16 protein-coding genes are annotated in these 14,739 nt (G+C 54.5%); 1 reads left to right on the forward strand and 15 read right to left on the reverse strand.

The features are described from left to right. Positions 1–39: 39 nt before the first annotated feature. From FD737_RS02190 to sdhC, 4 genes are read right to left on the reverse strand one after another with little or no spacing between them, the layout of a single operon-like run. Positions 40–756, reverse strand: a complete 717-nt coding sequence (locus FD737_RS02190; protein WP_034829149.1) for a succinate dehydrogenase iron-sulfur subunit — start codon at positions 754–756, stop codon at positions 40–42. A 14-nt stretch (positions 757–770) separates the two neighbouring features. Next, complete coding sequence (gene sdhA, locus FD737_RS02195) at positions 771–2,537, reverse strand: succinate dehydrogenase flavoprotein subunit (protein ID WP_097117416.1); 1,767 nt, start codon at positions 2,535–2,537, stop codon at positions 771–773. After that, positions 2,538–2,885, reverse strand: coding sequence for a succinate dehydrogenase membrane anchor subunit (gene sdhD / locus FD737_RS02200; RefSeq protein ID WP_058962135.1), 348 nt, complete (start codon positions 2,883–2,885; stop codon positions 2,538–2,540). It lies immediately after the preceding gene. Further along, positions 2,879–3,268, reverse strand: a complete 390-nt coding sequence (gene sdhC / locus FD737_RS02205) for a succinate dehydrogenase cytochrome b556 subunit (RefSeq protein WP_034829146.1) — start codon at positions 3,266–3,268, stop codon at positions 2,879–2,881. The genes sdhD and sdhC overlap by 7 nt, the downstream gene beginning before the upstream one ends. Positions 3,269–3,900: 632 nt before the next feature. On the opposite strand from sdhC, the gene FD737_RS02210 reads away from it, so the two are divergent. Next, positions 3,901–5,184: a citrate synthase gene (locus FD737_RS02210; protein WP_160832599.1), complete on the forward strand. Its 1,284-nt coding sequence runs from the start codon at positions 3,901–3,903 to the stop codon at positions 5,182–5,184. Positions 5,185–5,261: 77 nt separating this feature from the next. Here FD737_RS02210 and nei read toward each other — a convergent pair whose 3' ends face one another. From nei to FD737_RS02265, 11 genes are all read right to left on the reverse strand, one after another. Then, entirely contained in the window at positions 5,262–6,050 is a 789-nt protein-coding gene (nei, locus tag FD737_RS02215; protein WP_097117417.1) for an endonuclease VIII, read from the reverse strand. 11 nt (positions 6,051–6,061) lie between these two features. Beyond that, positions 6,062–6,709, reverse strand: coding sequence for a pyroglutamyl-peptidase I (pcp, locus tag FD737_RS02220; RefSeq protein ID WP_058962137.1), 648 nt, complete (start codon positions 6,707–6,709; stop codon positions 6,062–6,064). 7 nt (positions 6,710–6,716) lie between these two features. Beyond that, positions 6,717–7,733: a DUF979 domain-containing protein gene (locus tag FD737_RS02225; RefSeq protein ID WP_160832600.1), complete on the reverse strand. Its 1,017-nt coding sequence runs from the start codon at positions 7,731–7,733 to the stop codon at positions 6,717–6,719. Continuing rightward, entirely contained in the window at positions 7,733–8,461 is a 729-nt protein-coding gene (locus tag FD737_RS02230; RefSeq protein WP_034829137.1) for a DUF969 domain-containing protein, read from the reverse strand. Before FD737_RS02230 ends, FD737_RS02225 begins: the two co-directional genes overlap by 1 nt. Positions 8,462–8,518: 57 nt before the next feature. Continuing rightward, positions 8,519–9,256, reverse strand: coding sequence for a 5-oxoprolinase subunit PxpA (gene pxpA / locus FD737_RS02235; RefSeq protein WP_097117419.1), 738 nt, complete (start codon positions 9,254–9,256; stop codon positions 8,519–8,521). Then, positions 9,246–10,178 (reverse strand): 5-oxoprolinase subunit PxpC, encoded by a 933-nt coding sequence (gene pxpC, locus FD737_RS02240; RefSeq protein ID WP_160832601.1) that lies wholly within the window; start codon positions 10,176–10,178, stop codon positions 9,246–9,248. Before pxpC ends, pxpA begins: the two co-directional genes overlap by 11 nt. Continuing rightward, positions 10,172–10,828 carry a 5-oxoprolinase subunit PxpB gene (gene pxpB / locus FD737_RS02245; protein ID WP_160832602.1) on the reverse strand — a complete coding sequence of 219 codons (657 nt, stop codon included), beginning with the start codon at positions 10,826–10,828 and terminating at the stop codon, positions 10,172–10,174. Before pxpB ends, pxpC begins: the two co-directional genes overlap by 7 nt. Before the next feature lie 150 nt (positions 10,829–10,978). After that, positions 10,979–11,722 (reverse strand): type 2 GTP cyclohydrolase I, encoded by a 744-nt coding sequence (locus FD737_RS02250; protein ID WP_160832603.1) that lies wholly within the window; start codon positions 11,720–11,722, stop codon positions 10,979–10,981. 22 nt (positions 11,723–11,744) lie between these two features. Further along, entirely contained in the window at positions 11,745–13,172 is a 1,428-nt protein-coding gene (gene phrB, locus FD737_RS02255) for a deoxyribodipyrimidine photo-lyase (protein WP_097117422.1), read from the reverse strand. Positions 13,173–13,184: 12 nt separating this feature from the next. Beyond that, positions 13,185–14,141, reverse strand: coding sequence for a 2-thiouracil desulfurase family protein (locus FD737_RS02260; protein WP_097117423.1), 957 nt, complete (start codon positions 14,139–14,141; stop codon positions 13,185–13,187). 153 nt (positions 14,142–14,294) lie between these two features. Further along, positions 14,295–14,495, reverse strand: a complete 201-nt coding sequence (locus FD737_RS02265; RefSeq protein ID WP_058962143.1) for a YbfA family protein — start codon at positions 14,493–14,495, stop codon at positions 14,295–14,297. Positions 14,496–14,739: the final 244 nt, after the last annotated feature.

Genomic DNA, 14,739 nt, shown 5'->3' on the forward strand with positions numbered 1-14,739 from the left:
GCCGGGAACCTTAAGTTCCCGGACAGTGACTTCAGTGTGTTACGCCCCGCGTTGCAGCAGCATCGACTTAATATGGCCGATAGCGCGCGTCGGGTTTAGTCCTTTCGGGCACACGCTCACACAGTTCATGATGCTGTGACAGCGGAATACACTGAAAGCATCGTTCAGATTGTCCAGACGCGCATCGGTTTCGGTATCGCGGCTGTCGATCAGGAAACGGTAAGCGGCTAACAAACCTGCCGGACCGATGAACTTGTCCGGGTTCCACCAGAACGATGGGCACGAGGTCGAGCAGCAAGCGCACAGAATACACTCGTACAATCCATCCAGGTGCTCACGGTCTGCCGGGGTCTGCAGATGCTCGCGTGCTGGCGGATTTTCCCCATTATTCAACAGGAAAGGCTTAATCTTCTCATACTGCGTATAGAATTGTCCCATATCAACGACGAGGTCGCGGATCACCGGCAAACCAGGCAGTGGACGGATAACAATTTTCTTCGTGCCATTACCCAGCGCGGAGACTGGCGTGATGCAGGCCAAGCCGTTTTTGCCGTTCATGTTGAGGCCGTCAGAACCGCAAACACCTTCACGGCATGAGCGACGGAAGGCCAGCGTTGGGTCCTTCTCTTTCAGACGAATCAACGCGTCCAGCAACATCATGTCACGACCGTCTTCTGACTCCAGCGTGTATTCCTGCATACGCGGTTTGTCATCGACTTCCGGGTTGTAACGATAGATAGAAAATTCGAGTCTCATGATGATCTCCGCAATTAGTAGGTACGCGCTTTCGGCGGGAAGGCCGCACGCAGTTTCGGTTGCATGTTCACCTCACGGCGCGTCATGCTTTCCGTTTGCGGAACATAGAGGCTGTGACACAGCCAGTTAGCATCATCACGTTCCGGGTAGTCGAAGCGGCTGTGTGCGCCACGGCTTTCGGTACGGAAGTTTGCAGCGACCGCCGTGGCGTACGCGGTTTCCATCAGGTTATCCAGCTCAAGGCACTCGATACGTTGGGTGTTGAAATCTGGCGAACGGTCATCAAGACGCGCTGACTTCAGACGTTCACGAATCACTTTCAGCTCTTCCAGACCTTCACGCATCGCATCACCTTCGCGGAATACCGAGAAGTTGTTCTGCATGCAACGCTGCAACGCTTTACGGATTTCAACCGGATCTTCACCCGTGGTGTTGTTTTCCCAGCGGTTGAAGCGCGCCATGGCGGCATCAATGTTTTCCTGCGTGGCTTCGCGCAGTTCACCCTGCTCTTCCAGACACTCCAGCAGGTGCACACCCGCCGCGCGGCCAAATACCACCAGGTCGAGCAACGAGTTACCGCCGAGACGGTTAGCGCCGTGTACTGATACACAAGCAATTTCGCCTACCGCGAACAGGCCCGGAATCACTTCGTCTTCACCCTGCTCGTTCACGCGCAGCGCCTGACCGGTCACTTTGGTCGGCACGCCGCCCATCATGTAGTGGCAGGTTGGAATAACCGGAATCGGCTCTTTAACCGGATCGACGTGCGCAAAGGTACGCGACAGCTCAAGGATACCCGGCAGACGCGATTCCAAAACTTCTGCGCCCAGATGATCGAGTTTCAGCTTGATGTGCGGGCCCCATGGACCGTCACAACCACGGCCTTCACGAATTTCCACCATCATGGAGCGTGCGACCACGTCACGACCTGCCAGATCTTTGGCGTTTGGCGCATAACGCTCCATGAAGCGTTCGCCGTGTTTGTTCAGCAGGTATCCACCTTCACCACGGCAACCTTCAGTGACCAGCACACCCGCACCGGCGATACCGGTTGGGTGGAACTGCCACATTTCCATATCCTGCACCGGCACACCGGCACGCAGCGCCATACCTACGCCGTCACCGGTGTTGATGTGCGCGTTAGTAGTGGACTGGTAAATACGGCCTGCACCGCCCGTTGCCAGAATGGTCGCTTTCGCTTTGAAGTAAACGGTTTCACCGGTTTCCATGCAGATAGCGGTACAGCCGACAATCGCACCGTCTTCATTTTTCACCAGATCCAGCGCATACCATTCGGAGAAGATGGTGGTTTTGTTTTTCAGGTTCTGCTGATACAGGGTATGCAGCAGTGCGTGACCAGTACGGTCGGCTGCCGCAGCGGTACGCGCCGCCTGCTCACCGCCGAAGTTCTTCGACTGACCACCAAACGGACGCTGATATACGCGGCCGTCATCAAGACGGGAGAAAGGCAGACCCATGTGTTCCAGTTCCAGAATCGCTTCCGGACCGACGTGACACATATACTCGATCGCGTCCTGGTCACCGATATAGTCGGAGCCTTTGACGGTATCGTACATATGCCATTCCCAGTTATCTTCATGGGTGTTACCCAGCGCAACGGTAATACCGCCCTGCGCCGATACGGTATGAGAACGGGTTGGGAAAACTTTGGATAACAGGGCACAAGTCTGGCCCGATTGGGAGATTTGCAGAGCCGCGCGCATTCCCGCGCCACCCGCGCCGATCACCACGGCATCAAATTCTCTGACTGGCAAACTCATTTACACACCCCACACAACAACGATTCCATAAACGGCATACGACAACAGCGCGACTACAATCACAAACTGCAGCAGCAAGCGGGTTGCTACTGGTTTAACGTAGTCGGTCAGGACCTGCCACATACCAATCCAGCCGTGGACCAGAATCGAGAACAGCGTCAGTATCGTAAACACTTTCGTGAAGGCAGAGGCGAAGAAGCCGTGCCAGGCGTCATAGGTCAGGGTGCCGGTCATCACCACAAAACCAAGGAGGTAGATGATGTAGAGCGTCATTAAGATTGCAGCAGCACGCAGTAACAGCCAGTCATGAATACCGTTGCGTCCTAATGCAGAAGCATTGCTTACCATACGAGGACTCCAGCCAAAATTGAGAGCACGACAGTGATACCAAAAGCCGCTTGCGCGGAACGGGTTCCCACCTGCAGGGTTTCTTCCATAAAGCCAAAATCAGCCAGCATATGACGAATACCGCCCACGACGTGGTACGCCAGCGCAGTCAGGATGCCCCACATGATGAATTTGGCGAAGAAGCTGTCCATGATGGAAGCCGCTTGCTGGAAGCCTTCAGGAGAAGAGAGAGAGAGACCCAGTAACCAGAGCAGTATTCCGAGAGCGACAAAGGTGATCACGCCGGAGACGCGGTGGAGAATGGACGATATTGCAGTAACGGGAAACCGGATCGTCGAGAGATCCAAGTTAACAGGTCTTTGTTTTTTCACGGTTTTGCCCACACAGCTCTTTTTTATTTTGCTTCCTCCGGACCTGAGTCGCATCAGAGCACAGCGCGTGTTCAGACTGCAACCGCCACCAAAAAAGCAACATCCAGTGTTAAGTGAAGCGAAAAAAACGCTGGGTGGCTCCTGGTGTCAGGGTATTCCGGAGACCTGGCGGCAGTATAGGAGGATCACATTCTGATTACAATTCCCCTACAATCTCTTTGGTCACATTTAGGCTGAACAGTGATCCGACTCACGAATTTCACAATTCATACATTTTTAATTATCTGATTTGACAAAAGATCAACATTTCAGTTACAAACAAACGCATTAAAGCCCTATGATGCACAAAAGTTATGGGGATACACTTTCCCCTAAGCTCAAGTTATGTAACATTGCCTTTACGAGCAACACAAAGCATCAGGTTATTGGTTACCAAGAAGTTATGTCGTGACAGGATCTTTAACATCCGCGCTGTTCAGCATGTCATGCCCGAACGCCACCGACTGGCCCTAATACATCTCCCTGTAACCCTGCACGACAAACGTTACCGCAGAGTGATACTGTGAAGATTGTGGTTTTATACAACATGAAGGCTATTCTGGTGTCTAAGATCCTTACCTACTAAGGCGCTATGGAGACGAAAAATGACAGATAAAAAAGTGACGCTAACCCTACAAGATAATGCTTCCGTTGAACTGGATGTGATGCAAGGTACGCTGGGACAAGACGTTGTTGATGTCCGCACACTTGGCATTCACGGCCTGTTCACTTTCGATCCCGGTTTCACCTCTACTGCGTCATGCGAATCTAAAATCACTTTTATTGATGGTGATGAAGGCATTCTGTTACACCGCGGCTTCCCGATTTCCGAACTGGCAACCCACTCCAACTACCTCGAAGTGTGTTACATCCTGCTGAATGGCGAAGCTCCGACCCAAGCCCAGTTTGAAGAATTCCGCACCACCGTTACCCGCCACACCATGATCCACGAGCAAATCACCCGACTGTTCCATGGCTTCCGCCGCGACTCGCATCCGATGGCGGTAATGTGTGGTGTCACTGGCGCCCTGGCGGCGTTCTATCACGACTCCTTAGACGTCAACATTGAACGTCACCGTGAAATCGCTGCCTTCCGCCTGCTGTCCAAAATGCCGACCATGGCAGCGATGTGCTACAAATATTCGATTGGTCAGCCGTTCGTTTACCCACGTAACGACCTGTCCTACGCAGGCAACTTCCTGCATATGATGTTCGCCACACCGTGTGAAGAGTACAAAGTGAACCCGGTGCTGGAACGCGCCATGGACCGTATTCTGATTCTGCATGCTGATCATGAGCAGAACGCCTCTACCTCAACCGTGCGTACCGCCGGTTCTTCTGGTGCAAACCCATTTGCCTGTATCGCTGCGGGTATCGCTTCACTGTGGGGACCGGCACACGGTGGCGCCAACGAAGCTACCCTGCGTATGCTGGAAGAGATCAGCACCGTTGAGCACATCCCAGAATTCGTACGTCGCGCGAAAGATAAAAACGATTCGTTCCGTCTGATGGGCTTCGGTCACCGTGTTTACAAAAACTATGACCCTCGCGCCACCGTGATGCGTGAAACCTGTCACGAAGTGCTGAATGAGTTGGGTATGAAAGATGACCTGCTGGAAGTGGCGATGGAGCTGGAACATATCGCGCTGAACGACCCGTACTTCATCGAGCGTAAACTCTATCCAAACGTCGATTTCTACTCTGGCATTATTCTGAAAGCGATGGGTATTCCTTCTTCCATGTTTACCGTTATCTTCGCGATGGCGCGTACCGTGGGTTGGATTGCACACTGGAAAGAGATGCACGACGAAGGCATGAAGATTGCGCGTCCACGTCAGCTGTATACCGGTTACACCGAGCGTCCATTTAACTCGGCGCTGAAAAAGTAACCCACAGCTAAATGAGTGTGAAAGAAAGGCTGCCATTTCATTGAGATGGCAGCTTTTTTATTGTTCGCATTATGGGGTCAAAACTGACATCCCGGGCACCAGTAAAATGGCCGCGACGATAGCGTGCCTTTCTCAATCAGCGTGCCGCAGCGCCGACATCTCTTGCCCTGGCGATGAAACACCTCAAAGCGAAACGCCGCATCGGCATGGTATTTCTTCATACTGCCGCGCATCTGATACGACAAACGTGGCACCGCCAGCATCGCCTCACTTAATGCATTGAGCTGTGCCTCAGTGAGATCCTGCGCCCGATGCGACGCCAGCAATCCGGCATGCCATAAAATCTCCACACGCAAATAGTTACCCAATCCCGCCAGAAAGGCCTGATCGAGTAACAATCCGCTGAACTGACGGCGACGAAAACGCGGCGATAGCAGCCGCTCACGCACCTCTGCCACCGTTAAAGTGGCATCGAGCACATCAGGCCCCACGCGCTGCAGAAAGGGATGTGCGCCGACGGTATCTGCATTGAGCAGTTCAATATCCGAAGCGCTATAGAGCAGGATGGTCTGTTCGGCGTTTGCCAGCCGTACGCGCAACTGCCGCGAAGTGTTGGGTTCAGTGCCGGTCGGCACCACACGCCACACGCCGTACAATTGATTATGGCTATAGAGAATTAAGCCATTCGAAAAATGCGTCAGCAGTGCTTTGCCACGTGTTTCAAAAGCCGTAATGGTTTCACCCATTAGTGCCGGTTCGTAGGTTTTCAGTTCAGGAAAGGCAAACCACACATCAGTGAGTGGCCTGCCTTCCATCGCCGCTGCCAGTTGATCCGCCGCACGGCGGATCTCCGGTCCTTCAGGCATAACGTCTCCTGTTAATGCGTCGATCCACCGACCACGCGGATGTCATTTTCAGTGCTCAGCATCACCTGCAACGAGGTTTCCAGCGCCAGGATCACGCTGGCCGTCGCCATACTGGCGACGCCGGGATGGTTCACCGCCTGTTCTGGCATATAGGGAATATGAATAAAGCCCCCGCGCGCCGGACTGTTGGTGGTCTTCAGCCAGTGCAACAGACTGTACATCACGTGGTTACAGGTAAATGTCCCGGCCGTTTGCGATACCGAGGCCGGCACACCCACTTCGCGCAGTGCTGCAACCATCGCTTTAATCGGTAAGGTGGAAAAATAGGCGGCAGGTCCATCCATCACGATGGGCTGGTCGATCGGCTGCTGCTGATCGTTGTCGGGAATACGCGCATCATCCACGTTGATCGCCACACGTTCGACGGTGATATCAACACGCCCACCGGCCTGGCCCACGCACAATACTCGGTCAGGTTGAATCTCATCCAGCGCTTGCGTTAGCACCTTTCCGCAGGTGGCAAACACCACGGGTAGCTGGCGCACCACAATTCGGGCTCCGGCAATCTCTTTACCGTCAAAACTGCGCACCGCTTCCCATGAAGGGTTAATGGTTTCGCCACCGAACGGCTCAAACGCCGTCATCAATACCGTTTTCATTGCGACCTCATAAGAACATCAGGAAGTAGAGCAGGAAGACATTGACCAATAACAGTAGCACACCGGTTGGCACCTGAGCCTTGATCACCCCGTTTCGATCCGGCAACTCCAGTAAGCGCGCGGGTACGATGTTGAAGTTCGCCGCCATCGGCGTCATCAAGGTGCCGCAATAGCCAGAAAACATGCCAATTGCCGCCATGACCGCCGGATTGCCGCCGTGTTGCAGCACCAGAATAGGAATCCCAATGCCAGCCGTCACTATCGGGAAGGCGGCAAACGCATTACCCATCACCATGGTCAGCAGTGCCATGCCAATCGCATACACCGCGACCGCAATCAGGCGATTGTCCACTGCCAGATACTGTTCAGTCAGATGTGAAATCGCAGTGCCGACGCCCGCGCTGGTGAATAACAGACCGAGCGTGGCAAGAATTTGCGGCAGAATAAATGCCCAACCCACTGCATCCAGCAGGCGGCGAGTTTCCTGCATCGACTGCAGCGGTTTTTCATGGGTGATTTGCAGCGCGATGATCCAGCCCAGCACGCAGCCGACCATCATCGAGAACAGGGTCACCAGCGTTGAATGATTACCCGGGCCAAACACAGCATCTTGCAAGCCAGGGATGTTGTTAAACGCCAGCACACCAATCACGGTGACCACCGGAATCGCCAGCGCGGGCAAAAACAGCTTATTACGCAAACGCTTCGCACTTTCGCGCTTCTGCTGATCGCTGCGCTGATGATAGCTGCCGAGACGCACGCCGCCGAAACCGGCAATTAACGCCATCAACACCACCGCAATGCCGACGCCAATGTGCAGCATGCGTTTACCCGCAGCGGCATCGCCTGCCCACTGCCCCATCAGTTGATAAGCACCATCACCAATCAGGAACATCAGGCCATACAGCGCCCAGAATAAACCGGTCGTAAAGCGTCTTGGGTTAGCCGCATCACGCCAGGAGAGAACGGCGACCACCAGCAGGATCACCCCTGCCAGCCACATCAGATATTGTTGCTGAAACATTATTTCCCGCCTTTGGCGTGCAACGCCTGCTGATTAATGGCACCCAATTCACGCGCCAGCTGGCGGTCAAGGCGCACCAGTCGCGCCGAATGGATCAGGAAGGCACAGAGTGCGGTGGGAATACCCCACAAAGCGATATGCAGCGGCTCGGTGCTAATGCCTGCCGACTCCTGCATAAAGTTGTGCATGAAGATAATCGCGCCGAATGCGACAAAGATATCTTCACCAAAGAACAGCCCGACGTTATCGGTGGCTGCCGACATGGCGCGCAAGCGATGGCGCACTTCATCGGGCACTTCACCATAGCGGTTTTCTGTGGCGCCTTCTGCCATCGGTGCCAGCAGTGGACGCACCATCTGCGGATGACCTCCGAGGCTGGTTAAACCGAGTGCTGCGGTGATTTCACGCACGAACAGATAGACAATCAGCAAACGGCCCGCCGTCGCGGTTTTGATCTGCGCGATCCAGCTTTGTGCGCGCTCCTTCAAACCGTGGCGCTCCAGCAAACCGATCACGGCCAGCGGCAGCAGCAAAATCAGCGGCAAGTTGCGGGTGTTCAGGAAGCCGGAACCAAGTTTCTCCAGAATATCGGCCAGCGGCAGATGCGCGGCCAGGCCGGTCACAAAACCGGCAACAATCACCACCAGCACCGGGTTAAAGCGCAACACGAATCCCAGAACGATGGCGGCAATGCCGAGTAACGGCCAGAGATTGACCACGTTATCCATGTTTTTCCCCTCATCAGAAATAAAAAGCCCGATACAGATCGGGCGAGTTGTTATTTGTCATGCGCTGGTCACAGTAATTTGATGGTTAGCAAAAGCCGCACGCAACGTGCGCGCAAATTGCAGCGCGTGTGCACCATCGCCATGCAGACACACGGTTTCTGCATTCACCGGCACCCACTCCCCGCTGATACTCTTCACCTGACGCTGCTGCACCATAGTGAGCGTTTGCGCCAGCGCCTGCTCGGCTTCTTCAATCATCGCGCCTGGCTGGCTGCGCGGCACCAGTGCGCCGGTTGCCAGATAGCCACGGTCGGCGAACACCTCCTCCCGCGTGCGCAAGCCATGATGCGCAGCCGCCTTGATGGAAGCACTGCCCGCCAGACCGACCAGAATCAATGCGGGATCGATCGCTTTCACCGCGCGGGCAATCGCGTCGGCGAGCGTTGCGTCCGCCGCGGCCTGGTTGTACAGCATGCCGTGTGGCTTCACATGCACTAAACGCTCACCTTCACTTTCGGCGATGCTCTTCAGTGCGCCGATCTGATAGATCATCTGCGCATACACCGTTTCCGGTGGCAACTGCATCGCGGTGCGACCAAAATTTTCGCGATCCGGGAAGCTGGGATGGGCACCAATCGCCACACCCGAGGCTTTGGCCCAGCGCACCGATTGCAGCATGGTTTGCGCATCACCAGCGTGAAAACCACAGGCAATGTTGGCCGAACTCACCAGCGTCAGCAGTTCCTGATCGCTGGCGCTGCCTTCGCCGAGGTCAGCGTTAAGATCAATCTTCATGTGCAAGCCCCCAGGCAATTTGGTCAAAGGAGCGCTGTTGATGCTGCTTCGCCAGCAGCGCTTCTTCCAGAGTGCAATGGATAAAGTGAATCGGTTCGCCGAGTCGAATCTGCGCCAGTTGATACAGGTCAGCTTCGATAACACAGGCGATACGCGGATAACCGCCGGTAGTTTGCGCATCGGCCATGAGCACAATCGGTTGGCCATTAGGCGGCACCTGCACCACGCCGGGCACTAACCCATGTGACAACAAATCACGCGTGGCTTTACGCTGCAATTGACGCCCCTGCATGCGGTAACCCATACGATTGCTCTGCGGACTCAGCTTCCACGGGCTGCGCCAGAAACCTTCCTGCGCTTCGCGCGTGAACTCGTTATACTCCGGGCCCGGTAAAGCGCGAATGCGGTTGCCCCACAACAACTGACGAACGCCCGCTTTGCCTGTGAAGGTGCGGGAGGGTTTGCCCAACGGCAGCTGATCGCCATCCTGCAGCTTACGGCCCTGGAAACCGCCAAAAGCCGCTTTGAGATCGGTACTGTGTGAACCGAGCATCTCATCAATGGCGAAACCGCCATTGACCGCCAGATAACTGCGCATACCGCGCACCGGCATCGCCAGGGACAGCACCTGACCTTTTTTCACCGGCAGTCGCCAGCCAGTCCACACCGGTTTGCCATCCAGATCGGCATTACAGCCCGCCCCAGTGAGTGCAAACCAGCCGTCACGTTTGAATTCCGCTTTGAACTGGCCGAGCACAATCTCTAATACCGCGCTCTCTTCCGGGTTGCCCACCAGCATATTGGCGGTGCGCATTGAGGGTTGATCGAGAGCGCCGCTAACGCTAATGCCATATTGCCGCCAGCCGGTACGGCCCTGATCCTGAATCGAGGTCATCAATCCGGCGCGTAGAATGTTTAACATACGCCCTCCGGTTGCGGCACAAAGCGCACGCTGTCACCGGGGCGCAGCAGTGTCGGCGGGTGTTGTAAGGGGTCAAACAGGCTGACGGGCGTATGGCCAATTAGCTGCCAACCGCCAGGTGCGGCCAATGGGTAGATACCCGTCTGACTGCCACCGATGCCGACTGATCCACTGGGAACGATAACTCGCGGTTCAGCACGGCGCGGCGTGTGCAGACGTTCATCCAAGCCGCCGAGATAGGGAAAACCAGGCTGGAAGCCGATGAAATAGACCACGTAATCAACACTGCTGTGCAGCTCGACGACCTGTTTTGGCGACAGGCTGGCCCCCTCAGCCACCACTTGCAGATCGGGGCCACCCGCGCCACCGTACACCACCGGAATCTCCACCCGACGTGATTCAGGAATCTGTTCCTCACTCTCTTCCCACCAGCGCTGAAGACGCTCAATGGCATCCAGCGCATTCAATTGCGGATCGCGCAGTAGCAGCGTCAGGTTATTCATCCCCGGAATCACTTCCTGAACCTGTTCATTGTGCTGCAGGCGCTGGCACAGTCCCCAGATGCGCTGCTGGCTGGCGAGTGAAACGGGGGGGGCCAGCTCCAGCACCACCGCTCGCTCACCCAGTAGATAACAACGTGCTCGTTGCAAAACCCACCTCCCGGTCATGATTGGCGCGGACAAAAAATGTCCACAAATCGCTTTGCTTATAATGAAAGTCAATAAGTTATGCGAAAGTGACAGAGATGTGTCAACAGATTTGCGTCCTTAACGTGGGTTAAGGACGCGGAGAGAGAGAAATCAGGCAGGATTGTCGATATCAATAAAGGTTACGTCGAGGCCATAGCTCTGCGCCAGCCATTCGCCCAGCGCCTTGATACCAGCGCGCTCGGTGGCATGATGCCCGGCGGCGAAAAAGTGCAGGCCTTGTTCACGTGCGCTGTGAATGGTTTGCTCAGAAACTTCGCCCGTGATAAACGCATCTACACCAAAAGCAGCCGCGCTATCGATAAAGCCCTGTCCGCCACCACTGCACCAGGCGACGCGTTTGATCAGTGCCGGGGCATTATCACCACAGTGCAACGGTTTACGACCTAAGCGTTCGGCGATTTTCGCCGCCAGCGCTTCACCGCTCAACGGTTCAGCCAGCTCGCCCCATGGCACTAACGGCTGAATTTCCCCTTTCACTTCAATATCAAACAACTTTGCCAGCTGTGCATTGTTGCCGAGCTGTGGATGTGCATCGAGCGGCAGGTGCCAGCCATACAGGTTGATATCATTGACCAGCAGCGTATGCAGACGCTGGCGTTTCATTCCTTTAATCAGCGGCGATTCGCTCTTCCAGAAATAACCGTGATGGACCAGGATAGCGTCAGCATTGCGCTTGACCGCTTCATCGAGCAGCGCCTGACACGCGGTCACGCCCGTGATGACAGTTTTCACTTCCGCGCGACCTTCCACCTGCAAACCATTAGGCGCATAGTCACTGAAGGCGCTGGTGTTCAGCTGCTGATTAACAATGTGTTCTAACTCGACATGATTCATTTAGTAGGGCTCCCTGACCGCCTCAGGCCGCGCTGCGCGCGCGCTCGAAGGCGTCTAGTGTCTTTTTACGTGCGTCCTTATGTTCCACGATTGGTGCGGGATAATCGAGTTTCTTATTATTTTTCTTCGCCCAAATCTGCGGTTGATGAATATCACTCTCCGGCACGTCTTTCAGCTCTGGCAGCCACTGGCGGATAAATTCGCCTTTTTCGTCGAAGCGTTCACCCTGAGTAGTGGGATTAAAAATACGGAAATAAGGTGCCGCATCGGTGCCGGTGGAAGCTGCCCACTGCCAGCCGCCGTTGTTGGCCGCCAGATCGCCATCGATCAATTGCTGCATGAAGTAGCGCTCACCTTCATGCCAGTCGATCAGCAGGTCTTTTACCAGAAAGCTGGCAACAATCATGCGCAGGCGATTGTGCATCCAGCCCAGTGTATTGAGTTGGCGCATTGCCGCATCGACGATGGGATAACCGGTTTTGCCCTGCTGCCAGGCCGTGAGATGTGCATCGTTTTTTTGCCACTGTACGTTATGCGTCCACTCCACAAACGGCTGGTGCTTACACAACGCCGGAAAGGCCACCATCAGATGACGGTAAAACTCGCGCCAGATCAGTTCATTCAGCCAGGTAAAGGCTTTACCTTCGTTCAGTGCATCTGGGTGTTCTTTCAGAATACGATGCAAACATTGGCGCGGAGACAGCACCCCAATCGCCAGATAAGGCGATAAGCGGCTGGTACCATCTAATGCCGGTAAATCGCGCACCTCGGGATAGTGCTGCACCGATTGTTTGCCGAAATGGCGCAATTGCTTCAGCGCTGCCTCTTCCCCAGCCGGAAATAGCGATGCATCGAAATCTTCCTGCGGATAATCAAAAGCAGGGATTTTCTTACCCGCACTGATCGGCGCATCACGGCGCGCTTTCGGTGCATGATGACACTCCGGTAACCCCTGATGCAGTCGACGGACAAAGGCGCGGCTGAACGGCGTGAAGACTTTAAACATGGTGTGATTGCCGGTCTGCACGCTGCCCGGCGGCAATAACAGGCTGTCATCAAAGCCCTGACAAATTACGCCCTGAGCATCGAGACGCTTTTCAGCTGCAGCATCACGTTCGCGCTCATTTATCTCGTACTGATAGTTGTAATAAAGCTCATCCACCTGATGCTGGTCGCAAAACTCACTCAGATAATCCACCGATGCGGCAAAGTCATCGCACTGATGGTAATGCAACGGAATACCTCGCTCGGCCAGTGAGTCTTGCAACGCACACAGATTCTGGTGAATAAAGGCCGCCTGCTTGGGTGCCATATGGTGTTGCTGCCACTGTTTAGGCGTGGCAATAAACAGCGCCAGCACCCTGGCATGGCTGTCGCGGCAAGCGGCAGCCAGCGCAGTGTTGTCATTGATGCGTAGATCGTTTCGCAACCAGACTAAGTGGGTGGTCATAATGCTCCGAAATTATTGTCCGTAGCGCAGACGCAGCGCTTCCGGGTAAGGATCAAAGTAACGTTGCTGCGCCAGCCACGGATGCGGATATTCCGCCATATAGTGTTTCAGCATGGTGATGGGAACCAACAGTGGCTGGACGCCAGTGCGATAACGATCGATTAGCTGCGCCAGTTCCTGGCGCTGTGGTGAGGACAACTGCGGGCGGAAGTAGCCCTGTACATGCATCAGCACATTGGTGTGATTACGGCGCGAAGCCTGGTGGGACATCAAATGCATCAGGCGAATCCGGTATTCAAAGGCGTAATCATCCAGCGAATCCCAATGTTCCATCGCCGCCACAAAACGCCCCATCTCGCGATACTCATCCTGCGCATGCGACAGCAGCAGCAACTTGTATCGACTATGGAAGGCGATCAGCTTGTGGCGGGTTAAACCGCTCCGCCACATTTCATTGAACTCATGCAGCGCATACACGCGCCCCATAAAGTTTTCGCGGATAGCATCATCATGTAAACGGCCATCTTCCTCTAAAGGCAGCCATGGCATCTCTTTTTGCAGAAAGGCAGTGAATACGCCGGTGCCCGCTTTGCGATTGTCATTGGTATCGGGCTGATAGACGCGCACGCGCTCAAGACCGCAGCTGGGTGATTTTGCGCAGAGAATATAGCCGCAAAGGTGATGCAGCGATTTCACACGATCGGCCGACCAGCGTTCCATCTCATCGGTCACCTCTTGCCCGCCATCTTTACTGAAACAAAGATGGATTTGATCATCCGACTCTTTGACCAGACGCAGTGCGGGACGCGGCGTGGGCAAGCCAATTGCCATTTCCGGACACACCGGTTCAAAGCGGATAAAGGGAGTCAGTTCTTCAGTTGCAAAAGCGAAACGCTTGTGGCCACCGTCAAAACGGACCTTATCCCCGAGCAGGCAAGCGCTGATACCGACAGGAATTTTTTCGCTCATACTTGTACAACCTCCAAATTCTTGTAGAGGTTTAAGTGTAGCTGAAACGGCAAGGGATAACAGCGGGTAACCGGGGAATACAGACAAAGTTTAGAATAAAAAAACCCGGCGCTTGATTGAAGCTGCCGGGTTCTTAGAGAGCCAAGAGAGCACTTACCAGTGGATGCTGCCTATCGCTTCTGTCTGCGCCAGCCAGACTGGCTTGGTGCTGGTCTTACACCAGACGCGGTGCAGATAGCTATAGAAACGGGCACGATCCTGGCGGAACAGCATCACGGGCAAGGCAAGTATGCCGACCAATACCGCCAGAAAACGGCGCAACACGATTTTATAGAGTGGATATGCCTGATACATGATTGCCTCCTGGGGTAATTTTTGCGTTGAAATGTGATCTGCCTCAGATATTACGCCTGGTTGTGTAATTTTACTACTCATCCGACCACTAATTTTGGTCTTTTTTTGTGCTTTACGGCTTAAGCTGAAAGTAAGTTACATAATTGTAAACGTAGGGATCTCGCAAGGTTACAAACATCATGACGGACGCGGTGACCAATTCTTGATAAAGTGCCGTGTTAACTTTACCTGTGGCAGGAGTCAG

Origin of the sequence: Pantoea sp. Seng (assembly GCF_009829935.1) — a bacterium.
GTDB classification, from domain to species: domain Bacteria; phylum Pseudomonadota; class Gammaproteobacteria; order Enterobacterales; family Enterobacteriaceae; genus Pantoea; species Pantoea communis.